Raw genomic sequence first — 23,526 nt, forward strand, 5'->3', positions numbered from 1 at the left:
ATGATGTATTTAATTGACTCACATTGTCATCTTAATATTATTAAAAATCAAAATAAAAATATTCATCATATATTAAAAAAAGCATATCAAAACTCTGTAAAATTAATTTTAAACATTGCAATATCAATTGACGATTATATAACATCTTATCAAGATTTTAAATATAATAAAAATATTTTATATAGCTGTGGTATTCACCCTTTACATACAAGTTTAAATGATAAAAATAATATTTCGGAATTAGAAAAATTAATTTCTTCTCAAAAACAAATTATTGCACTTGGTGAAACTGGTCTTGATTTTTTAAAAAAAGAAAACAAAAAAAATATCCAAATAGATAAATTTCAACAGCATATTTATTTAAGTATCAAGCATAAAAAACCAATTATCATACATACAAGAAATGCAGAATACGATACAATTAATATTTTGTCTAATAAAAATTTTCTATCCTGTAATGGGATCATACATTCTTTTACTGGTAGCATCAATCTAGCTAGAAAATTATTAAATTTAGGATTTTATATTTCTTTTTCAGGAATTATCACATTTAAAAATGCGTTGTATTTAAAAGAGATCATACAATTTATTCCAATAAATCGCATACTCATTGAAACTGATTCTCCTTATATATCTCCAGAACCATTTCGGGGAAAATATAATCAACCAGCTAATTTATTATATATTGCAAAACATTTAGCAAAAATAAAAAATATTAGTTTAATTGAAATATCTAGAATATTAAAAAAAAACTTTTTTCAATTATTTGATATATCAAAAAATCATACAAATTAATTTCAATAAAAAATTTATGTAGGAAATATGAAATATGTTAACAAATATGTTTGCAAATCTGCAAAAATTAGGAAAATCCCTAATGTTACCAGTATCAGTATTACCCATTGCTGGAATTTTTTTAGGTATAGGTACAGCAAATTTTCATATTATACCATCGGTAATATCAAATATTATGGTAGAGGCAGGAGGTGCAGTATTTAAAAATATACCATTAATTTTTTCTATAGGTATTGCTTTAGGCTTCACAAATAATGATGGTGTTGCAGCATTAGCTGCAGTCATTGGTCATGAAATTATGATTAAAACTACCACTATTGTTATTCCTATCATATTAAAAAATGAAATCATTTGTAAAAATCATCAATATTATTGTGATATCGGTGTTTTAGGGGGTATTTTTTCTGGTATAATTACAGCATATTTATTTAATAAATTTTCAAGAATTGAATTACCAGAATATTTAGGTTTTTTTTCTGGAAAAAGATTTATTCCTATGATTTCTGGATTATGTGCGATATTATTTGGATGTATATTATCTTTAATATGGCCACCAATTAGTCAAATTATTAAAATGTTTTCACAATGGGCTGCTTATCAAAATCCTATGCTAGCTTTTGCTATATATGGTTTTGTAGAAAGAATTTTAGTACCATTCGGTTTACATCATATTTGGAATGTTCCATTTCAAATGCAAATAGGTGAATATACTAATTCGTTAGGACAGGTATTTCATGGAGATATCGCAAGATATATGGCTGGTGATCGCACTGCCGGAAAATTAGCAGGAGGATTTTTATTTAAAATGTATGGATTGCCAGGAGCAGCTTTTGCTATATGGAATTGTGCACATAAAAAAAATCGTTCTAAAGTCGGAGGTATGATGATTTCTGCGGCTTTAACAGCATTTTTAACAGGAATTACAGAACCAATTGAATTTGCATTTTTACTTACTGCGCCTATCTTATATTTTATACATGCAATTTTAGCTGGTTTAGCTTTCCCTGTATGTATTTTTTTTGGAATGAATGCTGGAACTAGTTTTTCTCACGGGTTAATTGATTTTATTATCTTAAGTGCAAACGGAAAATCTATATGGTTATTCCCTATAGTAGGTACCGTATATGGAATAATATATTATGTGATATTTTATACTTTAATAAAATATTTTAATTTTATGACACCAGGTAGAGAAAATATTCAAAATAATATCACTATAAAGAATCCAAAAGAATTAGCACCGATATTAATTCAAGCTTTAGGTGGTGCAAAAAATATTCAACATTTAGATGCTTGTATAACAAGAATTAGAATCACTGTATATACAGTTGATGTAATAAATCAAGTACAAATTAAAAAATTAGGTGCATCTGGAATTATTATTTCAGGTTTAGGAGTACAAATAATATTTGGCACTAAATCAGATAATATAAAAAGTGCAATGGATGATTATATTAAAAATAATACTCAAAATAATAAATCATTTTAAATAACATTATATCCTACTACTATTATGCATAAATAAAAAAATAACATAATAGTAGAAAATATTGATATATGCTTTACATAAATATTATGCTAATCTTCTTAAGTAATTACATTATGAAAAAATAAAATATTTTAATAAAAATTATACATTTTTTAATAAAAAACCATACTATTAAATATGAAAAACAATTCAAATATCGAATGTAATAAATAAATTTCAAAAAATTATATTTTTATAAATTGATTTTTTTTAAATGATTAATTAAAAATTAAGGTAATTTTTTTATAAAAATAATTAAAATATTTATTAAAATATTTTTTAAAATTATATCTTTAAAAATTTTTATAAAATAATATACTACAATCTATATCATATAATCAAAATTAAATTTTATCATTTTGTAGAAATATATAATAATTATCAATCTAGAAAACATTTATAATAATGTATATTATGTATTATTATATTATGAAAGTTTATAAATATAAAAAATACTGATATCATACAGTAAATTAATAAATATTCAAAATAATTATCAAAATAAAAATACCTTTACTAAAAACATTCCAATTAATAAATTATTACAATAACCACAATTTACTTGATTGTTCTTACAAGACATATAAATTGTTTATTTGATATTACTTGATTATTAATAATTTGTATTATATATATAAAATGAATCTATCAACATATTCATATCGATAATAATAAAAATACTATATTATAAGACGTTATATATAAACTTATAGATACTTTTATATATTAAATTCTTTAATAAAAAAAATCTTTTTATGTCTTAAAAAATCTAATAGTTCATATTAAATCATATAAAAATTGTTTCAAAATATCTTTTAACATAACGCATGATTTACAGTACGAGGAAATGGAATTAAATCTCTTACATTACGAACACCTGTAATATATGAAAGTAATCTTTCAAAACCTAACCCAAAACCAGCATGAGGTACACTACCATAACGACGTAAATCAAGATACCAATCATAATTTTTTATATCTAATCCTGCTTCTAAAATACGGTTTTTTAATAATGCTTGTCGTTCTTCACGTTCTGATCCTCCAATAACTTCACCAATATTAGGTACTAAAAAATCCATTGCAGCAACAGTATTATTATCATGATTCATGCGCATATAAAATGCCTTTAAATGTTTAGGATAATTTGTAATAAATACCGGTGCACAAAAATATTTATCAACGAGATATTTTTCATGTTCTAAAAATAAATCTGCACCAAAACTTACTGCATGTTTAAAATTAATTTTTGCCGTTAATAAAATATCAATAGCATCCGAATATTCAATTTGTATAATTTTAGTATTTATAAACTGCTCTAATCTATAAAAAATATTCCTATCTCCTTGATTATAAAAAAACTCTATATCTAAAATATGGTATTGTAAAATATATTGAATAATATATTTTATAATATCTGTCGATAATTGTATAATATCTTGTAAATTTAAAAATGCACCCTCTATTTCTAACATCCAGAATTCTGCCAAATGACGTGTAGTATTAGAATTTTCGGCTCTAAAAGTTGGTCCAAATGTATAAACTTTTGTCATAGCACAAGCATACGCTTCTGCTGTTAATTGTCCAGATACTGTTAAAAAAGTTTCTTTTCCAAAAAAATCATCTTTAAAAACATTTATTCCCTTTTGTAAAAAGTTATTTTTATTGTTAATACTTAACATCGATACCCGAAACATTTCACCCGCTCCCTCTGAATTTAAACCGGTAATAATCGGAGTCGGAATCCAATAATAATGAAAATTATTCAAAAAAGTATGAATAGCATAAAACATGCCATTTCGAATTCGTGTAATTGCACTAAAAAGATTAGTACGTGATCTAAGGTGTGGTATAGATCGCAAATATTCACAAGTATGCTTTTTAGATGCAATAGGATAATTACCTGGACAATCTACCCAGCCAATCACTTGAATTTTATTAATTTTAATTTCATATTTTTGATTACCATTCATAGACCATATTACCATACCTTCAATACGTATTGAACAACCATTTGTTAATTTCAGTATTTCAGATTCATAGTTTAAAATATTATTTGTAATCACCCCTTGAATAGTTCTTAAACATGAACCATCATAAATATCAATAAAAGAAATTCCACATTTTGAATGTCTACGATTACGAACCCATCCAAATAAAACTACATTTTTATTGATTAAATTATATTGTGTATATATATCATAAATCGATATTTTTTTCATATAGTATATTACCTATTAAACTTGTATGATAAAATATTTTTAAAATCTCAAAATTAATTAAAAAATATATTATATGTTAAATAAATTATTATAGAAATATTCTAAAAATGAGTTTTATTAATTATTATAATTATTTCACGATAGAATATACTGGATGTTTTGTATCAAATTTTTTGCAATTTATCGAACAATATTTATTATATTTAATTTGACATACTGTACATTGAATAAATAAATCATGACATGTATCACGACGACAATTAATATAATCATCACAATCGATTTGACAAGTTTTACATTTTCCTAAAATATGCTTAGAGACTCGTTCCGACATTCTATGATCAAAAACAAAATTTTTTCCTTTAAATTTTATTGGAAAATTATTTTTCTGAGACTCATTAACATAATTTAAAATACCTCCTTGGATATGATAAACATTTTTAAAATTATGATATTTTAACCACGATGTAGCTTTTTCACAACGAATACCTCCGGTACAATATAAAACAAGTGTTTTCTCTTTGTATTTTTTTAAAAAACCCACTATACCTTTTAATTGATCCCTAAAAGTAGATCCAGGTACATGTACGGCATGTTCAAAATGACCAATAACGAATTCATAATCATTTCTCATATCAATAAAAACTACATTAGGATCATATAACATCTGATTTACATTTTTGATTTGCACATAAATACCAGTATCATGATGATCAAAATTTTTATTTAATAATCCATCAGAAACAATTTGTTTACGTACTTTAACTTGCAGCATCCAAAAAGATTGCTTTGTGTTTAATCCTGAATTAATATGAATATTTTTAAATTTTTTATTTATTTTATTTAAAAATTTTTTTAAACAAGAAATTTTATTATGTAAAATATTAATTTGTGCGTTAATCCCTTCTTTTGCAATATACACTCTACCAAAGATATTTAATTTTACAAAACTTGTATATATCATATCTCTAAAAATATACGGATTACGTATGTTAAAATATTTATAAAAAGAAAGTGTAATACGATGTTCATTTTTTTTTAGGATAGATAACTTCAATTTTTTTCTTGAATAAATATTATGTAGTATTGACATATAATATTTTGTTCCAAAATATATGTGATATAAAAAGATATAATATAATATTTATAATAATATATTTTTAAAAACTTATTAATGCATATAAAATATTATTACTATAATAATTCATTTTTATACATAGTTAATTTTTTTAATTTCTCTTTTTTAGCACGAATTACTTTTTTAGGTGCATTTTGTAAAAATTTTTTGTTAGATAAAGTCTTCTTTAAATTAAGAATTTTTTCATTTAATTTGTTTATTTTGTATACTTTCTTTTCAGAATTAATCAAATTGAATATTTTTATATTAAAAACAACAAATACCGTATGATGATTAATAATTTCTATAATTGCATTATCTGGAATGTGATTACCATTCGTAAAATTAATCTCTTCTAATATGCCTATTTTCTTTATCAAATTATAATTTAAAAATATGATTTTCTTGTATTCTATATCAAATTCAACAATAAATAAACGAAATAAAATATTACGATAATTTTTTAATTTAGAACGAATGTTTCTTAAAAATAAAACTATTTTTTGTAACCACTGCATTATTTCAATAATTTGATTTGATTGATTTTTAATATTAAACTTAGGAAATTTCTGTAACATAATAGTTTTAGTAGTAATATTAAAAAATTTTTTTAATTTTTTCCAAATATATTCTGTAATAAAAGGAATTACTGGATGAGATAAACGCAAAAATATCTCAAATATATAAATTAATGTAAATTTCATACTTTGTACTTCTTGTAAAGAACTCATCTTTAATGTTAACTTAAAAATCTCTAAATACCAATTACAAAATTTATTCCAAAAAAAATCATATAATATATTGATTGCAATGTCGAATCGATATGAATCCAAAGCAGTTCGATAAATTTTAATAGTATTATTTAATTCTAAAGATATCCAATTATTAAAAAAATACAAAGAATTATTATCACAATATAAAATAATATCTTCCAATTTAACATTTAAAAAAATTAATCGACTAGCATTCCAAATTTTATTACAAAAATTTCTATACCCTTGTAATTGTTTCTTATCTAAAATAATATCACGCGTTATAGAAGAAAATGAAGCTAACGTTATACGTAATACATCAGCACCAAATCCTTGAAAACCTTGAGGAAAAATTTTTCTAAAATTATCAGGAATTTTATCTACATTAATTGATTGTGCATCATTTAAAACACATGTATTTAATGTATTAAACCCAGAAATTCCATCTATAATATGTAATGGATCCAATACATTTCCATGGGATTTAGACATTTTTTTTCCTGATATATCTTTAATTAAACCAGTAATATATACATGCTTAAAAGGAACTTGAGGTATACCTATATCATCTTTGATACAATACAAAGTCATCATAATCATACGCGCTACCCAAAAAAATATAATATCAAATCCACTAACTAATACATTTGTTGGGTGAAATAATTGAATTAATTTATGACTTCTAGGCCAGTCTAATGATAAAAAACTCCATAAACTAGATGAAAACCATGTATCTAGCACATCTGATTCTTGAGTAAGATATACTTTATTAGATATATTATATTTTTTACGAATTTCAATTTCATTATTTCCAACATAAATATTACCTAATATATCATACCATACAGGAATACGATGCCCCCACCATAACTGTCTGGAAATACACCAATCTTGAATATTATGCATCCATGATAAATATAAATTTTTATATTGTTTGGGATAAAAAATGATTTTATTTTCTTGTACTACTTGAATAGCTATTTTCGATAATTTCTTAGTACGTAGATACCATTGATTAGTTAAAATACATTCAACTTCAGAACCGCTTCTATCTCCATATAAACGAGTAATATTAGAGTGAATCATAGAAACTAATAATTTATTTTGATTTAAAATACTAAATATTTTCTTTTTTGCTTCTGATCGTGTTAAACCTTGAAATTGAACAGGGACATCTGTATTATAAATATTTGTTTTATTACCATAAATATCATATATATCAAATGTATTAGATATTTTACAATCTTCTGTAAAAATATTAATCATAGGTATTTTATGTCGTATAGCAAAATTATAATCATTAAAGTCATGAGCAGGAGTAATTTTCACACAACCTGTACCCTTATTCATATCGACAAAATTATCACTAATAATAGGAATAATTCTATTTACAATAGGTACAGTTACAAACGATCCTACCAAAGATGTATATCTTGTGTCTTTAGGATGTACTGCAATAGCTGTATCACCGAATAAAGTTTCTGGACGGGTAGTTGAAATAACTAGATATGTATTGTGATTAATTTTTCCTTTTGCATCTGATAAAAAATATTTAATATTCCAGATATCACCTTTGACTGTACGATGCTCAATTTCTAAATCAGATAACACTGTTTTTAGTTTTATATCCCAGTAAGATAATTTTTTATTGCGATAAATAAAATCATTGTTATATAAATCTATAAAAACTTTTCTTACACCTTCTTGTGAAATATCATCTAATGTAAATCGTAATCTGCTCCAATCAACAGAACTACCTAATCTCTTTATTTGCGAAAAGATATTATGATCATTTTTATTTTTCCATTCCAAACATTTTTCTATAAAATTCTTTCTACCAAATTTTTTTAAATTACAATTATATTTTAATTTAATTTGTTTAGCAACTAACATTTGCGTTGCAATACCAGCATGATCAACACCCATTTGCCATAAAGTATTATATCCTTGCATACGATGATAACGAATTAAAATATCCATAATTGTTTGTTGAAATGCATGCCCTATATGTAGATTACCTGTAATATTAGGAGGTGGCATAACAATACAAAAATTTTTTGCATTAATATTTTTTTTAGGGATAAAAAATCCATTTTTTTCCCAAAACGTATATAATTTTTCTTCTATATCTTTTGGGTTATATTTTTTTTTCATATTAAAAATCTCATAAAAATTTTATTATCATATAAAATAAAAAAAATATTTATTAAAAAAAATTAATATAATTACATTAAATGTAATAATTTAATTATTATTCTATTCTCATTCTAAAAAATTTAATATGTATTATAATATAACTTATAATAATATTTTTAATAATATAAATAATTAAGAAAATAAATTTATTATTATAAAAATATAAAATTTCATTGAAAAATTAATATACTATAAAATATAATAATGTATACATTCCAATACATCAAAATTAAAATATAAATTATATTATTTTATAAGATGTAAAAAAAATTAAAAATATTATTAAATAACATTTAAAATATATACCAAGAATAAAATATACTTCGGAGGTTGATAAAAACTTATATATAATACAAAAATAATATTACTATCAAAATCAAATGTAATATCTTTAAAAAATGTTATTATATTTATAATATATCATGTAATAAAATTATTATTAAATATTAATTTAAAAAATCATTTCTATTATTTTTTATCATGTATACATAAATACTAAATTATTAACATATTTTCAAAATAATATGAATAGCTTATATAAAAAAAGTCTGTTAAAGATTACAGATTTTACAAAAGATGAAATAAAAAAAATTATTTCTTTATCTAAAATTTTAAAAAAAAATAGAAAAAATAAAAAAGAAGTAAAATATTTAAAAAATAAAAATATTGCTTTAATTTTTGAACAAGAATCAACTAGAACAAGGTGTGCATTTGAAATTGCAGCTTATGAACAAGGTGCAAATATTAGTTATCTTACATCTCATAATATACATTTGGGATATAAAGAATCTATTATTGATACAATTAAGGTATTAGAAAGATTGTATGATGGTATCGGATATAGAGGTATAAGCCATCAAACTATCAAAGTATTATCTCATAATTCAAACGTTCCTATTTGGAACGGTCTAACAAAAAAATATCATCCTACACAATTATTAGCAGATTTATTAACAATTGAGGAATACATACCCAATAAAAAAATATCTGAAATAAAATTAGCATATGTAGGTGATGCTTCTAATAATATTGCAAATACATTACTAGAATTATCATTTCTTATTGGATTTACATTACATATTGTAGCTCCAAAAAAATATTGGCCAAAATTAAATATTATGCAAAAAATATATCAAACGAACAAAAAAAAATTTTTATGTACAGAAGATATTAAAATGGGTGTACAAAATGTTGATTTTATATATACTGATGTATGGGTTTCCATGGGCGAAGAAAAAAGCGAATGGGATAAAAAAATTTCATTATTAAAAAAATATCAAGTAAATCAAAAAATGTTATCATATACTAAAAATGATGATATCAAAGTATTACATTGTTTACCAGCGATACATGATAAAAATACTAAAATAGGAAAAAAAATCTCAAAATTATATAATTTACACGAAGGTATTGAAATTACAAATGATATTTTTAATGCGAACAGTGAAATTATTTTTGATCAATCAGAAAATAAATTACATACTCTTAAAGCTTTAATGGTAGCAACTTTAAAAAAAGATATTTTTAAAATATAAAATAATTAAATCATGATATTAATCTTAGAAATAGCTTTCAATAATTTGTACTAAAAATCAATATTAAAATATTTCTAATAAATATGATATTTTTATACAATATATTATATAAGAATATTACTTTAAATAATATGACGAATATAATAAAATAAATATAATTATTAAACATAATATTATAAAATAAGATTTATAGATTATATGAAAATCATTTCAAACATGAAATGATATAATCAAAATATATAAAAATATCAAGATAAATAAAAAATATAAAAATAAATATAAAATTGTATTGAAAATTCATTAAAAATATGCCACACAGTGGCATAGAATGCTAAACATATTTTATACATTTATCAAAACTATTATATTATAGATAATTTACATTATCTTTTAATATAAAAATTTATCAAAACTCTTTATATTAACCTAAAATAAATTTATTTTTTATGCTGAAATAATGTAATTTTCATAGGTTTGTTCAAAACTCGTGTATGTAATAAGTGCTTAAAAACATCTTTTGATAAACTACTCGATAATTCTACAGTAGAATATTTAAGATAAATTTTTACATTACCAATCTTATAACTACTAATACGTCCTTCATTAGCAATCGCTCCAACAATATGTCTAACTTCAACACCATCATGATGTCCAACTTCGATACGATATAAATACATATTATCTTTAATTTTATTCCCTCTAAATGAAGATGTTATTATTTTTTTTTTATGATTTTTTATACTTGATCTACAATTTACAGAATTATTAATTTTAAAAAATAATGGGCGTCCTCCTTGAGCAATTTTCAATAATGCAGCAGATAACATATATATATCATATTTATTATCTATACTCCATTTTTTTAATAACGTACAATATTGATCTAAATCTTTACTTTCTAATTCTATTAATAATTTTTTATAAAATTTATTTATTCTATATTGACTTAATAATTTTATATTTGGTAATTCTACTTGTAATATAGGTTGCTTTATGTAACGTTCAATATTTTTTAATAATCTACGTTCATGATGTTCTACAAATAATAATGCACGTCCCATACGACCAGCACGACCTGTACGGCCAATACGATGTACATAAGATTCAACATCCATAGGAATATCATAGTTAATTACTAAATTAATTCTTTCTACATCCAATCCACGTGCAGCAACATCCGTTGCAATTAAAATATCTAACCTTCCATCTTTTAATCGCTCTAAAGTTTTTTCTCTGAGATTTTGATTCATATCACCATTTAAAGCAGAACTATTATATCCAAAACGTTCTAAAACTTCTGCAATTTCTAAAGTAGCACTTTTAGTACGTACAAAAATAATCGTAGCAGAAGAATCTTCTAATTCTAAAAATCGTATCAATCCGTCAGTTTTTTTTCCACGAACAATCCAATAACTTTGTTTAATATTTGGTTGTGTAGTAATACTAGATTTAATTTTTATTTCTTTAGGTAAAACCATGAATTTTCGAGCAATATTTTTAATAGCTTTAGGCATAGTTGCAGAAAATAATGCTGTTTGGTGTTTTTTTGGAATGTTCAGCATAATATTTTCAACATCTTCAATAAATCCCATCCTTAACATTTCATCCGCTTCGTCTAAAACTAAAGATCTCAAATGTGATAAATTTAAAGTACTTCTCTTTAAATGATCTAATAATCTCCCTGGTGTACCTACAATCACTTGTGGGCCTGTTCTTAATATTTTTAGTTGTATATCATACCTTTGACCACCATATAGTGCTAATACTTTAACATGGACCATATATTTTGAAAAAGATACAAACGCTTTTGCAACTTGTACAGCTAATTCTCTTGTAGGTGTTAATACTAATATTTGCGGACGTTTTAAGTTTATGGTAATATTATTCAATAACGGCAATGCAAACGCAGCAGTTTTTCCACTTCCAGTTTGTGCCATACCTAAAACATCCTTACCAAGCAAAAGATAGGGAATACACAATTTTTGAATAGGAGATGGTTGTATATATTTCATATCATTTAATGCTTTTATAATTGGAATATTTAAACCAAAATTTAAAAATGAATCATTATTTTGAATCATGTAATATACATACCTTATAAAATTTTAATAACATAATTTATATTAATAAATATAAAAACATTTTTATATATTAAAAAAAATTACACATGTATTTCATATAATTAATATAAAAATGTATTTTTTAATAATATATAAAAATCATATTTTTTAGAATTTTTGTTGTGCAGCTTTAATACTTAATCTTAATCTACCTTGTCGATCTACTTCTAGTACTTTTACTAAAACCTTTTGTTCAATACTTAAATAATCTGTTACCTTATCCACTCTTTTATTGGCTATTTGAGAAATATGTACTAAACCTTCTTTTCCAATACCAATGGACACAAATGCTCCAAATTCGGTAATACGTACAACTTTTCCACTATATATTTTTCCCGATTGAATTTCAGAAGTGATTTCCTGAATACGTTTAATGGCATTTTTTGCTTGTTTTTCAATAGTAGAAGAAATTTTAATAATACCATTATCTTGGATTTCAATAGTTGTACCTGTTTCTTCTGTTAGCATTCTAATAATTGAACCACCTTTTCCAATAACATCTTTAATTTTTTCAGGATTAATTTTCATAGTATGAATCCTAGGAGCAAATTCAGAAATTTTACTTCTTGGAATACTAATAGATTGTTTCATGATATTTAAAATATGTATTCTTCCTTTATTAGCTTGAAATAAAACATCATTTAAAATATCATATGTAATTCCTGTTGTTTTCATATCCATTTGTAATGCAGTAATACCAACCTCTGTCCCAGAAACTTTAAAATCCATATCACCTAAATAATCTTCATCACCTAAAATATCTGATAAAACAATATACCGATCTTTTTCTTGTATTAATCCCATCGCTATGCCTGAAACAGCTGATCGTATCGGAATACCAGCATCCATTAATGCTAAAGAGGCTCCACATACTGAAGCCATAGAAGATGATCCATTAGATTCTGTAATTTCAGAAACGATCCGAATTGTATATGGAAATTTTTCTACTTTTGGCATTACAGCTAACATACTACGTTTTGCTAACTTACCATGACCAATTTCTCTTCTTTTTGGAGATCCAACTATTCCAATTTCACCTACAGAATAAGGCGGAAAATTATAATGAAATAAAAAATTATCTATTCTATCTCCTAATAATTCATCTAAATTTTGCGCATCTCGTGTAGTACCTAAAGTTACAGATACTAAAGATTGTGTATCCCCTCTTGTAAACAACGCGGAGCCATGCACTCTAGGTAAAATACCAGTTCTAATATCTAAATCCCGAATCATATCGTGTTTTCTTCCATCAATTCGACATTCTTCATCTAAAATTCTACGACGAACAATCTTTTTTTCAATATGATATAAAATATTTTCCACTTCAGATATAATAAAAATAATACCTAGAGATACTAATTTCTGTAAAACATGATAACGAATGATCTCTAATCTATTACGTCTTTGTTTTTTATGAAAAATTTGATATGTTTGCAAAATATCAAATTTGCAAAATTTCAAAATATAATTAAATAATTCATGTTTTTCAATATCTTGAATTACAAAATCCCATGGCGTAATATTAACATCATTTGCAAATAAACAAATATTTTCAATCAATTTTTGTTGTTGTTGATGTCCAAATAAAATAGCATGTAATACCTGTTCCTCGTTCAATAAATTTACTTCTGCTTCCACCATTAAAATAGCATCTTTTGTTCCTGAAACAATTAGATCGAGTGTTGTATTCTTCATATCATCTATAGTAGGATTTAAAACATATTGATTGTTAATATATCCTACTCTTGCTGCCCCAATCGGTCCAAAAAATGGAATACCAGATAATTTTAATGCTGTTGATGCTCCAATAATTGCAACAATATCAGGATTAATTTGTGGATTCACCGATACTACTGTTGCAGTAATTTGTACTTCATGAAAAAATCCCTTTGGAAATAACGGTCGGATTGGACGATCAATTAGTCGTGCAGTTAATATTTCACTTTCACTAGGTCGTCCTTCTCTTCGGAAAAAACCTCCTGGTATGCGACCAGCAGCATATGTACGTTCTTGATAATTTACATTGAGTGGTAAAAACTTTTGATTTAAAGAATTTTTTTTATTTCCTACTACAGTTACAAATACAGTCGTATCGTCCATAGTAATCATAACCGAAGATGTTGCTTGTCTGGCTATCATACCTGTTTCTAAAGTAATAGTATGTTTACCATACTGAAATTTTCTAATAGTAGAATTTAACAAAGTAACAATCCTTATTTTTTATATCGAAATATTTAAAAACGCATAAAAAGAGCAGTAGCTCTTTTTATGAAATAATGTAATTATTTTGTATTTATTATTATCAAAATATTTTTTATAATTCAGTGTTTTTAATGACGTAATTCTAATTTTTTTAAAATATTATTATATCGAATAGTATTAGTATTTTTCAAATAATTCAATAATTTTCTTCTTTGAGATACTATTTTTAACAAACCTCTCTTACTAGAAAAATCTTTTTGGTGTATATCAAAATGTTTTTTTAAAAAATTAATTCGTGCGCTTAACATAGCAATTTGTACTTCTGATAACCCTGTATTTTTGATATTAGTACTATATGTTAATATAATTTTTTTTTTAAGGTTTTTCATAAATCTTTATTTCCTTTATTTTATTAAATACCGTATAAAAATATACTTTATGAAATATTTAATAATCTACATGAAATACATTTTCCTGTTTGATCTATTCTTCCTATAACAAATATTGTACTTTTATGGTAAAAAGTTATTCTAAAAATTTGAGAAATATTTATATTAAAAAAATAATTTATATTTTTGATATGTTTTATAATAATATTATTCGTACATATTACTTCAGGTAATTGAAAAAACAATTGCTTGAAAGGAATCAAATATTCATAAAATTTATAAAAATATGCATTTTTATAATATTTTTGAAATAAATAATTTAAATGTTTAAAAGTAATAGCATGCATGATACTATAATTGTGTACTTTTAATCTTCGTAATTCAACAATATGTGCACCACAACCTAATAATTCTCCTAAATCGTTTATGATAGAACGAATATAGGTACCTTTGGAACATACAATTTCTAACTTAATAAATTGATTATTATATTTTATACAATTTAATTGATTAATTTGAATACTACGTATCATCTTTGGTACAGACACATTTCTTCTAGCATAGGTATACAAAGGACGACCTTTATATTTGACAGCAGAATAACTAGGTATAACTTGAGTATTTTTATATCGCAATATATGCAATACTTTTAATAATTCTAATTTTGAAAAATTCACTTTTCTAGATTTTAATACTATACCTTCAGAATCATAAGTAGTAGTAGTTTCACCTAATTTAGCTACAGTATAATATTTTTTTTTAGAATTTGAAAAATATTCTGAAATTTTTGTACTTTCACCAAAAAAAATAGGTAGTAATCCTGTAGCTAGTGGATCTAAAGTACCAACATAACCTGCTTTTTTAATACAAAACATGTGTTTTATTTTTTGTAATACCTGGTTTGATGAAATACCTGAAGGCTTATCAAGTAATAACATACCATGAATATTTTGGATGATCATGATTAAATTTATATTTAATAAATATTTTATATAATTTATATTTTTTTGAGCAAAGTAGAAATTTTTATACCTTCTATTAAAGAAGTATCACTATAAAAAATTAATTCTGGTATTTTACGTAATTTTACTAATTTGCATAAAATACTACGAATATATCCAGATGATTTCTGTAAAACATCTAAAATTACCTGTGTATTACTAACTTGAATATTATTTTTTAAAAATTCATTGCAATTTATATAACTAACAAAAATTTTTGCACAGGATAAATCTTTCGACACCTGCACCATGGATACTGTAATAAAAAAACTAATTCTTGGATCGTGAAAATAATTTTGAAAAATCTTTGATATTGCCTTTTTTAATTCTTCAGATACACGTATCGACCGATACGAACGTTTTCTAGAACATCTATGCAATAATTTCATATGTCAATATATCAATAATAATTTTTATAATATTTAATGTACATGTTTTATTTTTATTACTTTAAAAGATTGTATAACATCACCAATAGAAATATTATTATAATTCTTTATAGCAATACCACATTCTTTTCCAGAACTTACTTCTTGTACATCTTCTTTAAAACGACGTAAAGAATCTAATTCACCTTTATATATTATTTGACTATTTCTTAAAATATGAATAGAGTATTTTCTCTTAATAATACCACTTGTAACCATACAACCAGCAACAAAAATAGATTTTCCTGGATTAAAAATATCTCTAATTTCTGCAGATCCTTTAATTAATGTTTTATATTGTGGAGTCATCATATTAGAAACCATTAATTTTATCGCATCAATTAAGTGATATATTACGGAATAATAGTATACTTCTACACGTTCTGTTTTTAACAATCGTTTAGCTAATACATTTGTATGTACATTAAATCCAATAATAATTGCATGCGTTGCAACCGCTAAAGAAACATCAGTTTCTGTAATATTACCCACATTAGAACTAACAATTTTAATATTAACTTTTTCATTAGATAGATAAAAAATAGCATTAGAAATCGCTTCTAAAGATCCTTTAACATCAGTTTTTAAGATAATGTGTAATATAGAGATATTGTTTTTATTTAACTGATTAAACATATTGTTTATATTTAATTCTTTTGGATCTAATAATTTATTATCTCGATATTTATTTTTACGATATAAAGCAATTTCACGAGCTTTTTTTTCACTGGACACAACATAAAAAACATCTCCACTCATTGGTATTCCAGATAATCCGGATATTTCTATAGGAATAGATGGACCAGAAGATTTAACTTTATTTCCAGAAGAATCTTTCATAGTACGTACTTTACCATAATGTAATCCACATAATATAATATCACCTTTTTTTAATTGACCAGATCGAATTAAAATAGTTAACATTGGTCCACAATGTTTATCAAGACGTGCTTCAACCACTACACCACTAGCTAAACCTGATGATACAGCTGATAACTCTAATATTTCAGATTGTAATAATATTGCATTTAATAAATTATCAATTCCTTCACCGGTAACACATGAAATATTAACAAAAATATTTTCACCTCCCCATTCCTCTGGCAAAATATCATGTTCTGCTAATTCTTTTTTAATTTTTTCAATATTTACTTCTTTTTTATCAATTTTATTAATTGCAACTAATATAGGAACTTTTGCTAATTTTGCATGTTGTATTGCTTCTATAGTTTGTGGTTTTACCCCATCATCTCCTGCTACAACTAATACAACAATATCAGTAATTTGCGCTCCTCTAGCTCGCATGGATGTAAATGCAGCATGTCCTGGTGTATCTAAAAAAGTAATAGTTCCATATTTGGTAGTTACATAATAAGCTCCAATATGTTGTGTAATTCCTCCAAATTCATTATTAACCACTCTTGTAGAACGAATATAATCTAATAAAGAAGTTTTACCATGATCAACATGTCCCATGATTGTAACAACAGGTGGTCTAGATTTTTTAACATAATTTTTATGGATAACTTGATGCTCTTGAAGTATCGATTCTTCTAAAGAATTATCTTTTATTAAAATTGCTTTATGACCCATTTCTTCTATAATAATTTGTGCAGTTTCTTGATCAATGATTTGATCTATTGTAACCGTATAACCCATTTCTACAATTTTTTTAACTAACTCAGCACTTTTTATTGCCATCTTATTCGACAATTCTGATATTGAAATCTGTTTATTAATTACAATATTTTTAGTAATAGATTGTTTTGGTTTAATAAAATTTTGATTTAAAAAAGTAAATTTTTTATTTTTTAAGAATTTCTTTTGATTTTTATTTTTAATGTTGTTTTTTTTGTAACGAAAGTTATTATATTTAATAGATTTATTTGCATCATCTAGTACACGTAAATTAGAATTTTTTTGTATATTATTTAAAGAAGAAAATTTTTGTATTGTTAATTGATTTGATAAATTAATTTTATTTTTTTTTGGCATGATAGTAATATTTTTTTTAGTATTTATAATAGTTTTATTCTTAATATTTTTGTTATCTAATTTTACAAACATATTTTTATTGTTTAAAACATTATTTTTAGAAGATTTATCATATTTAGAATGTAATAATCTATTACTTCCATCAGAAATAACTTGATAGCCGGATTGGTTGACATTATCCTGATGAAAATCTTTTTGTTGCAATTTATTTTTTTTAGATTGATCTTTTATAGTTTTCATTGCTCTATTAATTACATTAGATATTTTTTTTTTTTGAATCATGGATAATGACAGTTCATTTCTCGAAGATAAATAATGTAATAACAACTTTTTTTCCTGAAGACTGACATAATCATTTTTTTTTTTTATGACACCGAGATAAGCAAATTTTTTGATTAATTCAGAAATAGTAATATTCATTTCACATGATAAAGATTGTACAGTAATACTACTCATATAATTCCTTATAGTATACATCAATTTATATATTAAAAAATATAATAAAAAATCTCATAACAAAAATATTTCAATAAAATAGTAATACAAAAAAAATTTATTATACATATTTAAAGTAAATAAAATTTCATAATTTAAATTATTATATATATAACACTAAAAAATCCTATCAAAAAAACTACCATGACCTGTAATTAATGAATATGTTAAACAATTATCCGCCTGTTCTTGTACAGCATGTATAATCTTAAAATTCATTCCTTGAATTTTCATTAATACATGACATGGTGTACATACTAATTCTGGTAAAGAAGAAAAACCAGAGTATATTAAAATATTAATAATTCTATTATTTAAATTTAAAAATTTATTAAACAAAGCACGAATTTTATTAATCTCAGATTGACTCCTATTTTGCAAATCATTAATTGTCATAATATTTAACTCCCAACCACATAATTGTGCTGCAAGTCTAATATTTTGCCCGTTTCTACCAATAGCCTGCGCTAAATTTTTAGATTTAATTATAATATCCATAGCATGTACATTTTTATGTATAATAACAGAGACTACACGTACTGGAGCCATAGCATTGATGACAAATTGAGCTGGATCGTTACTCCATAAAATTACATCTATTCTTTCTCCACTCATTTCTTTAGATACAGATTGTACCCTTGCTCCCCGCATACCAACACATGCACCAACTGGGTCTATTATTTTATCGGTAGTTTTAACAGCCACTTTAGAACGTATTCCTGGTTCTCTAGCAATAGCCTGAATAATAATTAATTTTCGGTTAATCTCTGGTACTTCAATCCGAAATAATTCGATTAACATTTCAGCTCGGGATCGACTTAAAAACAATTGGACACCGTTTGCATTAGATCTAATTTCATATAACACTCCTCGCACACGGTCTCCAATTGCCCAATTTTCTTTTGGTAATAAATCTCTTTTTAAAAAAATTGCTTCAATAGAATTACCCACATCTAGAATCATAAAATCATGATTAATTTTTTTTACTGTACCTTGAATAATTTTACCCTTATAATCATGAAATTTATTTGATATCATACATCGCTCTACTTCTCTTACTTTATTAATAATAATTTGCTTAGCTTCTTGAGTAGAAATTCTATCAAAATCAATTGATTTAATTTTATTTTCTATAAACTCACTAATTTGTACAAATTGATTATTATAACGTGCTTCTTGTAAAGTAATTTCTCGTTCTGGATTAATAACGTAATCTACTATCATCCATCTACGAAATGTATTAATATCACCATTATTACGATCAATACTCACCCTAACATCAATATCATGTATATATTGTTTTTTAGTTGCTATAGTTAATGCAGTTTCCAACGCTTCAAATATTTTTTCACGGGGTAATGATTTTTCGCGTGATACTAATTGTACTACGGATAAAATTTCTCTACTCATTATATAAACCTCAAGATATACAATATTTTATAAAAATTTTTAGGTAAATTGTATTTATAAAATATTGTATTATACTCTTGTTAGTATCTCAAATATTATATGATTTAACGATTATTCAGAATTAATATATATATATCAACATGAAAAATTTTTCATATTTAATATACTAATTTTTAAATACAATATATAAAAATCATACCGAGAGTGGGATTTGAACCCACATGCTACAATTATAGCACTACCCCCTCAAGATAGCGTGTCTACCAATTTCACCATCTCGGCTTCACAAAATACATATAATTGTTATTATATCATACAAAAATTTTTCAATATATTATATGTTATATATTAGAAAATGTTATATATGAACAACGCATAAAATAATACTTAATATAAAAAATAATATAATAAAAATTTTAATAAATGTATTTAATATAGAATCACGATAAAAAAAATTTAGAATATTAAATTTCGTATTATATTTACTAAAATAGTATGAATGATTATAACTCACAGGATTTAACATAATTAAGATAACCAACGACAAACAAACAAAAATAAAAATAAATAAATATAATTGATACATTTTTGTAATTTTTCCCTAATGAAATAAAAATATATAAAAATGTAAAATAATATTTTTAAACTAAATTATTTACCTACTATTACTAATATTCAAAAAAAAAAAAAAAAAATAATAGTAGGTATTAATATAATCATAAAAAAATAAATATATGAATATATATTAAAAATTATTATAAAAATATTATTAAAAATATGTTGCAAATAATCACTAAACAATTTAATCAGTCTGGTCCCAATTAATAGGTGTACGTACTCTTTTTCTATTCATTAAATCATCAATTTGCATAGCATCTATTGTTTCATATTTCATTAATGCATCTTTCATAGCATGTAAAATATCTAAATTATCTTGTAATATTTTTTTTGCACGATTATAATTTTTATCAATCAATAATTTAATTTCTTGATCAATGATACTCGCTGTAAAATCAGAAATATGCCTTGCTTTGGGTAGTATGTTATTAAAAACCATATCATTATCATCATTATCCGTATATAATAATGGACCCAATTTTTCTGAAAATCCCCATTTTGTTACCATATTACGAGCTAATTTTGTCGCTATTTTAATGTCATTAACAGATCCCGTAGAAACTTTTTCTGTACCATAAATAATTTCTTCAGCTAATCGTCCACCATATAATGTTGAGATTTGACTTTCTATTTTTTCTCTACTTAAACTGATAACATCAGATTCAGGCAAAAAAAATGTTATTCCTAAAGCGCGTCCTCTAGGAACAATAGTAACTTTATGAGCAGGATCATGTTCGGGGACTAATCTCCCAATAATAACATGACCAGATTCATGATATGCTGTCAATTCTTTTTGTATTTCAGTCATTATCATAGAACGTCTTTCGGTACCAATTAACATTTTATCTTTTGCGTACTCAAAATGTAACATAGACACAACTTTTTGGTTAAAACGTGCAGCGTATAATGTAGATTCATTCACTAAATTTGCTAAATCTGCTCCAGAAAAACCGGGAGTACCACGAGCAATAACCATAATATCAACATCAGAAGATAAAGGAACATTTTTTGTATGTACTTTCAAAATTTTCTCTCTACCTCGAATATCAGGTAAAGATACTATTACTTGCCTATCAAAACGACCAGGTCTTAATAACGCCGGATCCAAAACATCGGGACGATTAGTGGCAGCAATTAATATAATACCTTCATTTCCTTCAAAACCATCCATCTCTACTAACATTTGATTTAATGTTTGCTCTCTTTCATCGTTCCCCCCACCAAACGCGCTGCCACGTTGTCGACCAACAGCATCAATTTCATCAATAAAAATTATACAGGGAGCAATTTTTCTTGCATGATTAAATACATCACGCACACGAGAGGCACCAACACCAACAAACATTTCAACAAAATCTGATCCAGATAATGTTAAAAATGATACCCTAGCTTCTCCTGCAATAGCTTTTGCAAGTAATGTTTTTCCAGTACCAGGAGGACCAACCATTAATATTCCTTTCGGGATTTTCCCGCCTAATTTTTGAAATTTCTTTGGTTCTTTTAAGTATTCTACTAATTCACGCACTTCTTCTTTAGCTTCATCACAACCAGCTACGTCTGAAAAAGTAATTTTAATATTTTTATCAGCAAATATACGAGTCTTACTTTTACCAAATGAACTGATCCCTCTACCAACATTATTTTTTACTTGACGCATAAAATATAACCAGACGCCTATTAATAATAACGTTGGAAACCAAGAGATAAATATAGAAAATAATATACTTGGCTGTTTTGGAGGTACGCCAGAAATAATAACATTCTTGGATAATAATTTATTTAATAATTTTGGATCATGTATAGGAATATACGTTGTATATCTACTATTATCTTTTTTAACTACACTAATATAATTCCCATTAATACGAACTTTCTTGATTTCATTTTTATTAATTACGGATAAAAAAGTAGTATAATCAATACTATGTGTTTTATTGATATTAATATTTAATCCAATTAATACACCAATACAACAAATGAATATTACTAACCAAAATAATAAACTCTTAAATATATCTCGCAAGATATTAACCTCATTACAATTGCAATTATTTTAAAAAAAACGAGTACATATTATTTTTTAAAATCCCGTGCTAAAATAAAAACTTCACGAGAACAATCACGCGAAGCATTCGGTTTACAGATTTTTATAATATTAAAAAAAACACTTAATTGTTTTAAAAAATCTTCAAAACCAATTCCCTGAAATACTTTTACTAAAAAAGTTCCACCTTTATGTAAAGTACGTATTGCTATGTTCATTGCTAATTGAGACAAAGCAATTGACTTAGGTATATCTATGGAAGATATACCAGTAATATTTGGTGACATATCCGACATAACTAAATTTATTTTTTTATAATTTTTTTTATCTAATAATTTTTTAAATATTTTTTTATCCGCAACATTGCCTTGTAAAAAATATACACCAGGAATAGAATGCATAAAATTAATGTCACATGCTATAATATATCCATTATTTCCAATAATATTTTTAGAATATTTGGACCAACTACCAGGAGCAGCACCTAAATCAATAACACACATACTACGAGTAAATAAATTATACTTTACATGTATATCATGTAATTTAAACCATGCACGAGAACGTAAATTATTGCGACGTGCAAGTTGTACAAACTGATCTTTAGAATTTCTAAACAGCCAACGTTTAGAACTTGAGGAATATCTTTTTTTCATATAAATAATTTTATGTAATATTTCTA

At 24.4% G+C, this 23,526-nt stretch carries 15 protein-coding genes and 1 tRNA gene; 3 read left to right on the plus strand and 13 right to left on the minus strand.

Annotated elements, in window-relative coordinates; all coding sequences use genetic code 11:
* The first annotated feature begins 3 nt into the window (after window positions 1–3).
* Entirely contained in the window at window positions 4–795 is a 792-nt protein-coding gene (locus D9V78_RS01215; RefSeq protein ID WP_158350638.1) for a TatD family hydrolase, read from the plus strand.
* Window positions 796–829: 34 nt separating this feature from the next.
* The gene (gene ptsG / locus D9V78_RS01220) at window positions 830–2,284 is read left to right on the plus strand and encodes a PTS glucose transporter subunit IIBC (RefSeq protein ID WP_158350640.1); all 1,455 of its coding nucleotides are present in this window, start codon (window positions 830–832) and stop codon (window positions 2,282–2,284) included.
* An 854-nt stretch (window positions 2,285–3,138) separates the two neighbouring features.
* On the opposite strand, the gene asnS is transcribed toward ptsG, so the two are convergent.
* The 3 genes from asnS to D9V78_RS01235 form a co-directional block, all read right to left on the minus strand.
* The gene (gene asnS, locus D9V78_RS01225) at window positions 3,139–4,542 is read right to left on the minus strand and encodes an asparagine--tRNA ligase (protein ID WP_158350642.1); all 1,404 of its coding nucleotides are present in this window, start codon (window positions 4,540–4,542) and stop codon (window positions 3,139–3,141) included.
* 130 nt (window positions 4,543–4,672) lie between these two features.
* Window positions 4,673–5,635, minus strand: a complete 963-nt coding sequence (locus D9V78_RS01230) for a rhodanese-related sulfurtransferase (protein WP_158350644.1) — start codon at window positions 5,633–5,635, stop codon at window positions 4,673–4,675.
* A gap of 101 nt (window positions 5,636–5,736) precedes the next feature.
* Window positions 5,737–8,565 (minus strand): valine--tRNA ligase, encoded by a 2,829-nt coding sequence (locus D9V78_RS01235; protein WP_158350646.1) that lies wholly within the window; start codon window positions 8,563–8,565, stop codon window positions 5,737–5,739.
* A 566-nt stretch (window positions 8,566–9,131) separates the two neighbouring features.
* On the opposite strand from D9V78_RS01235, the gene argF reads away from it, so the two are divergent.
* On the plus strand, window positions 9,132–10,142 hold the full coding sequence (argF, locus tag D9V78_RS01240; protein WP_158350648.1) for an ornithine carbamoyltransferase: 1,011 nt from the start codon (window positions 9,132–9,134) through the stop codon (window positions 10,140–10,142).
* Between the two features lie 437 nt (window positions 10,143–10,579).
* On the opposite strand, the gene D9V78_RS01245 is transcribed toward argF, so the two are convergent.
* The 10 genes from D9V78_RS01245 to D9V78_RS01290 all read right to left on the minus strand — a co-directional run bounded on the left by D9V78_RS01245 (window position 10,580) and on the right by D9V78_RS01290 (window position 23,500).
* The gene (locus tag D9V78_RS01245; protein ID WP_158350650.1) at window positions 10,580–12,223 is read right to left on the minus strand and encodes a DEAD/DEAH box helicase; all 1,644 of its coding nucleotides are present in this window, start codon (window positions 12,221–12,223) and stop codon (window positions 10,580–10,582) included.
* Window positions 12,224–12,370: 147 nt separating this feature from the next.
* Complete coding sequence (pnp, locus tag D9V78_RS01250; protein ID WP_410051745.1) at window positions 12,371–14,401, minus strand: polyribonucleotide nucleotidyltransferase; 2,031 nt, start codon at window positions 14,399–14,401, stop codon at window positions 12,371–12,373.
* A gap of 191 nt (window positions 14,402–14,592) precedes the next feature.
* Complete coding sequence (gene rpsO / locus D9V78_RS01255) at window positions 14,593–14,853, minus strand: 30S ribosomal protein S15 (RefSeq protein WP_158350654.1); 261 nt, start codon at window positions 14,851–14,853, stop codon at window positions 14,593–14,595.
* Between the two features lie 47 nt (window positions 14,854–14,900).
* Window positions 14,901–15,815 carry a tRNA pseudouridine(55) synthase TruB gene (gene truB / locus D9V78_RS01260; RefSeq protein WP_158350656.1) on the minus strand — a complete coding sequence of 305 codons (915 nt, stop codon included), beginning with the start codon at window positions 15,813–15,815 and terminating at the stop codon, window positions 14,901–14,903.
* Window positions 15,816–15,850: 35 nt separating this feature from the next.
* Window positions 15,851–16,243 carry a 30S ribosome-binding factor RbfA gene (gene rbfA / locus D9V78_RS01265; RefSeq protein WP_158350658.1) on the minus strand — a complete coding sequence of 131 codons (393 nt, stop codon included), beginning with the start codon at window positions 16,241–16,243 and terminating at the stop codon, window positions 15,851–15,853.
* A gap of 33 nt (window positions 16,244–16,276) precedes the next feature.
* Entirely contained in the window at window positions 16,277–18,733 is a 2,457-nt protein-coding gene (gene infB / locus D9V78_RS01270; protein ID WP_158350660.1) for a translation initiation factor IF-2, read from the minus strand.
* A 156-nt stretch (window positions 18,734–18,889) separates the two neighbouring features.
* A complete protein-coding gene (gene nusA / locus D9V78_RS01275; RefSeq protein ID WP_158350662.1) occupies window positions 18,890–20,182 on the minus strand; it encodes a transcription termination factor NusA in 1,293 nt (430 codons plus the stop codon).
* A gap of 196 nt (window positions 20,183–20,378) precedes the next feature.
* Window positions 20,379–20,464: transfer RNA gene (locus tag D9V78_RS01280), tRNA-Leu, on the minus strand.
* 520 nt (window positions 20,465–20,984) lie between these two features.
* A complete protein-coding gene (ftsH, locus tag D9V78_RS01285) occupies window positions 20,985–22,823 on the minus strand; it encodes an ATP-dependent zinc metalloprotease FtsH (RefSeq protein WP_187306100.1) in 1,839 nt (612 codons plus the stop codon).
* A gap of 50 nt (window positions 22,824–22,873) precedes the next feature.
* On the minus strand, window positions 22,874–23,500 hold the full coding sequence (locus D9V78_RS01290; protein WP_158350664.1) for an RlmE family RNA methyltransferase: 627 nt from the start codon (window positions 23,498–23,500) through the stop codon (window positions 22,874–22,876).
* Window positions 23,501–23,526 lie beyond the last annotated feature (26 nt).

Source organism: Buchnera aphidicola (Sarucallis kahawaluokalani), assembly GCF_005080725.1.
Lineage (GTDB): Bacteria > Pseudomonadota > Gammaproteobacteria > Enterobacterales > Enterobacteriaceae > Buchnera_L > Buchnera_L aphidicola_AF.

Excerpts from the sequence above, each read along its gene's own strand:
- D9V78_RS01215 (WP_158350638.1), top strand. The coding sequence starts at position 4 with ATGTATTTAATTGACTCACATTGTCATCTTAATATTATTAAAAATCAA.
- ptsG (WP_158350640.1), top strand. The coding sequence starts at position 830 with ATGTTAACAAATATGTTTGCAAATCTGCAAAAATTAGGAAAATCCCTA.
- asnS (WP_158350642.1), bottom strand. The coding sequence starts at position 4,542 with ATGAAAAAAATATCGATTTATGATATATATACACAATATAATTTAATC.
- D9V78_RS01230 (WP_158350644.1), bottom strand. The coding sequence starts at position 5,635 with ATGTCAATACTACATAATATTTATTCAAGAAAAAAATTGAAGTTATCT.
- D9V78_RS01235 (WP_158350646.1), bottom strand. The coding sequence starts at position 8,565 with ATGAAAAAAAAATATAACCCAAAAGATATAGAAGAAAAATTATATACG.
- argF (WP_158350648.1), top strand. The coding sequence starts at position 9,132 with ATGAATAGCTTATATAAAAAAAGTCTGTTAAAGATTACAGATTTTACA.
- D9V78_RS01245 (WP_158350650.1), bottom strand. The coding sequence starts at position 12,223 with ATGATTCAAAATAATGATTCATTTTTAAATTTTGGTTTAAATATTCCA.
- pnp (WP_410051745.1), bottom strand. The coding sequence starts at position 14,401 with ATGATAGCCAGACAAGCAACATCTTCGGTTATGATTACTATGGACGAT.
- rpsO (WP_158350654.1), bottom strand. The coding sequence starts at position 14,853 with ATGAAAAACCTTAAAAAAAAAATTATATTAACATATAGTACTAATATC.
- truB (WP_158350656.1), bottom strand. The coding sequence starts at position 15,815 with ATGATCATCCAAAATATTCATGGTATGTTATTACTTGATAAGCCTTCA.
- rbfA (WP_158350658.1), bottom strand. The coding sequence starts at position 16,243 with ATGAAATTATTGCATAGATGTTCTAGAAAACGTTCGTATCGGTCGATA.
- infB (WP_158350660.1), bottom strand. The coding sequence starts at position 18,733 with ATGAGTAGTATTACTGTACAATCTTTATCATGTGAAATGAATATTACT.
- nusA (WP_158350662.1), bottom strand. The coding sequence starts at position 20,182 with ATGAGTAGAGAAATTTTATCCGTAGTACAATTAGTATCACGCGAAAAA.
- D9V78_RS01290 (WP_158350664.1), bottom strand. The coding sequence starts at position 23,500 with ATGAAAAAAAGATATTCCTCAAGTTCTAAACGTTGGCTGTTTAGAAAT.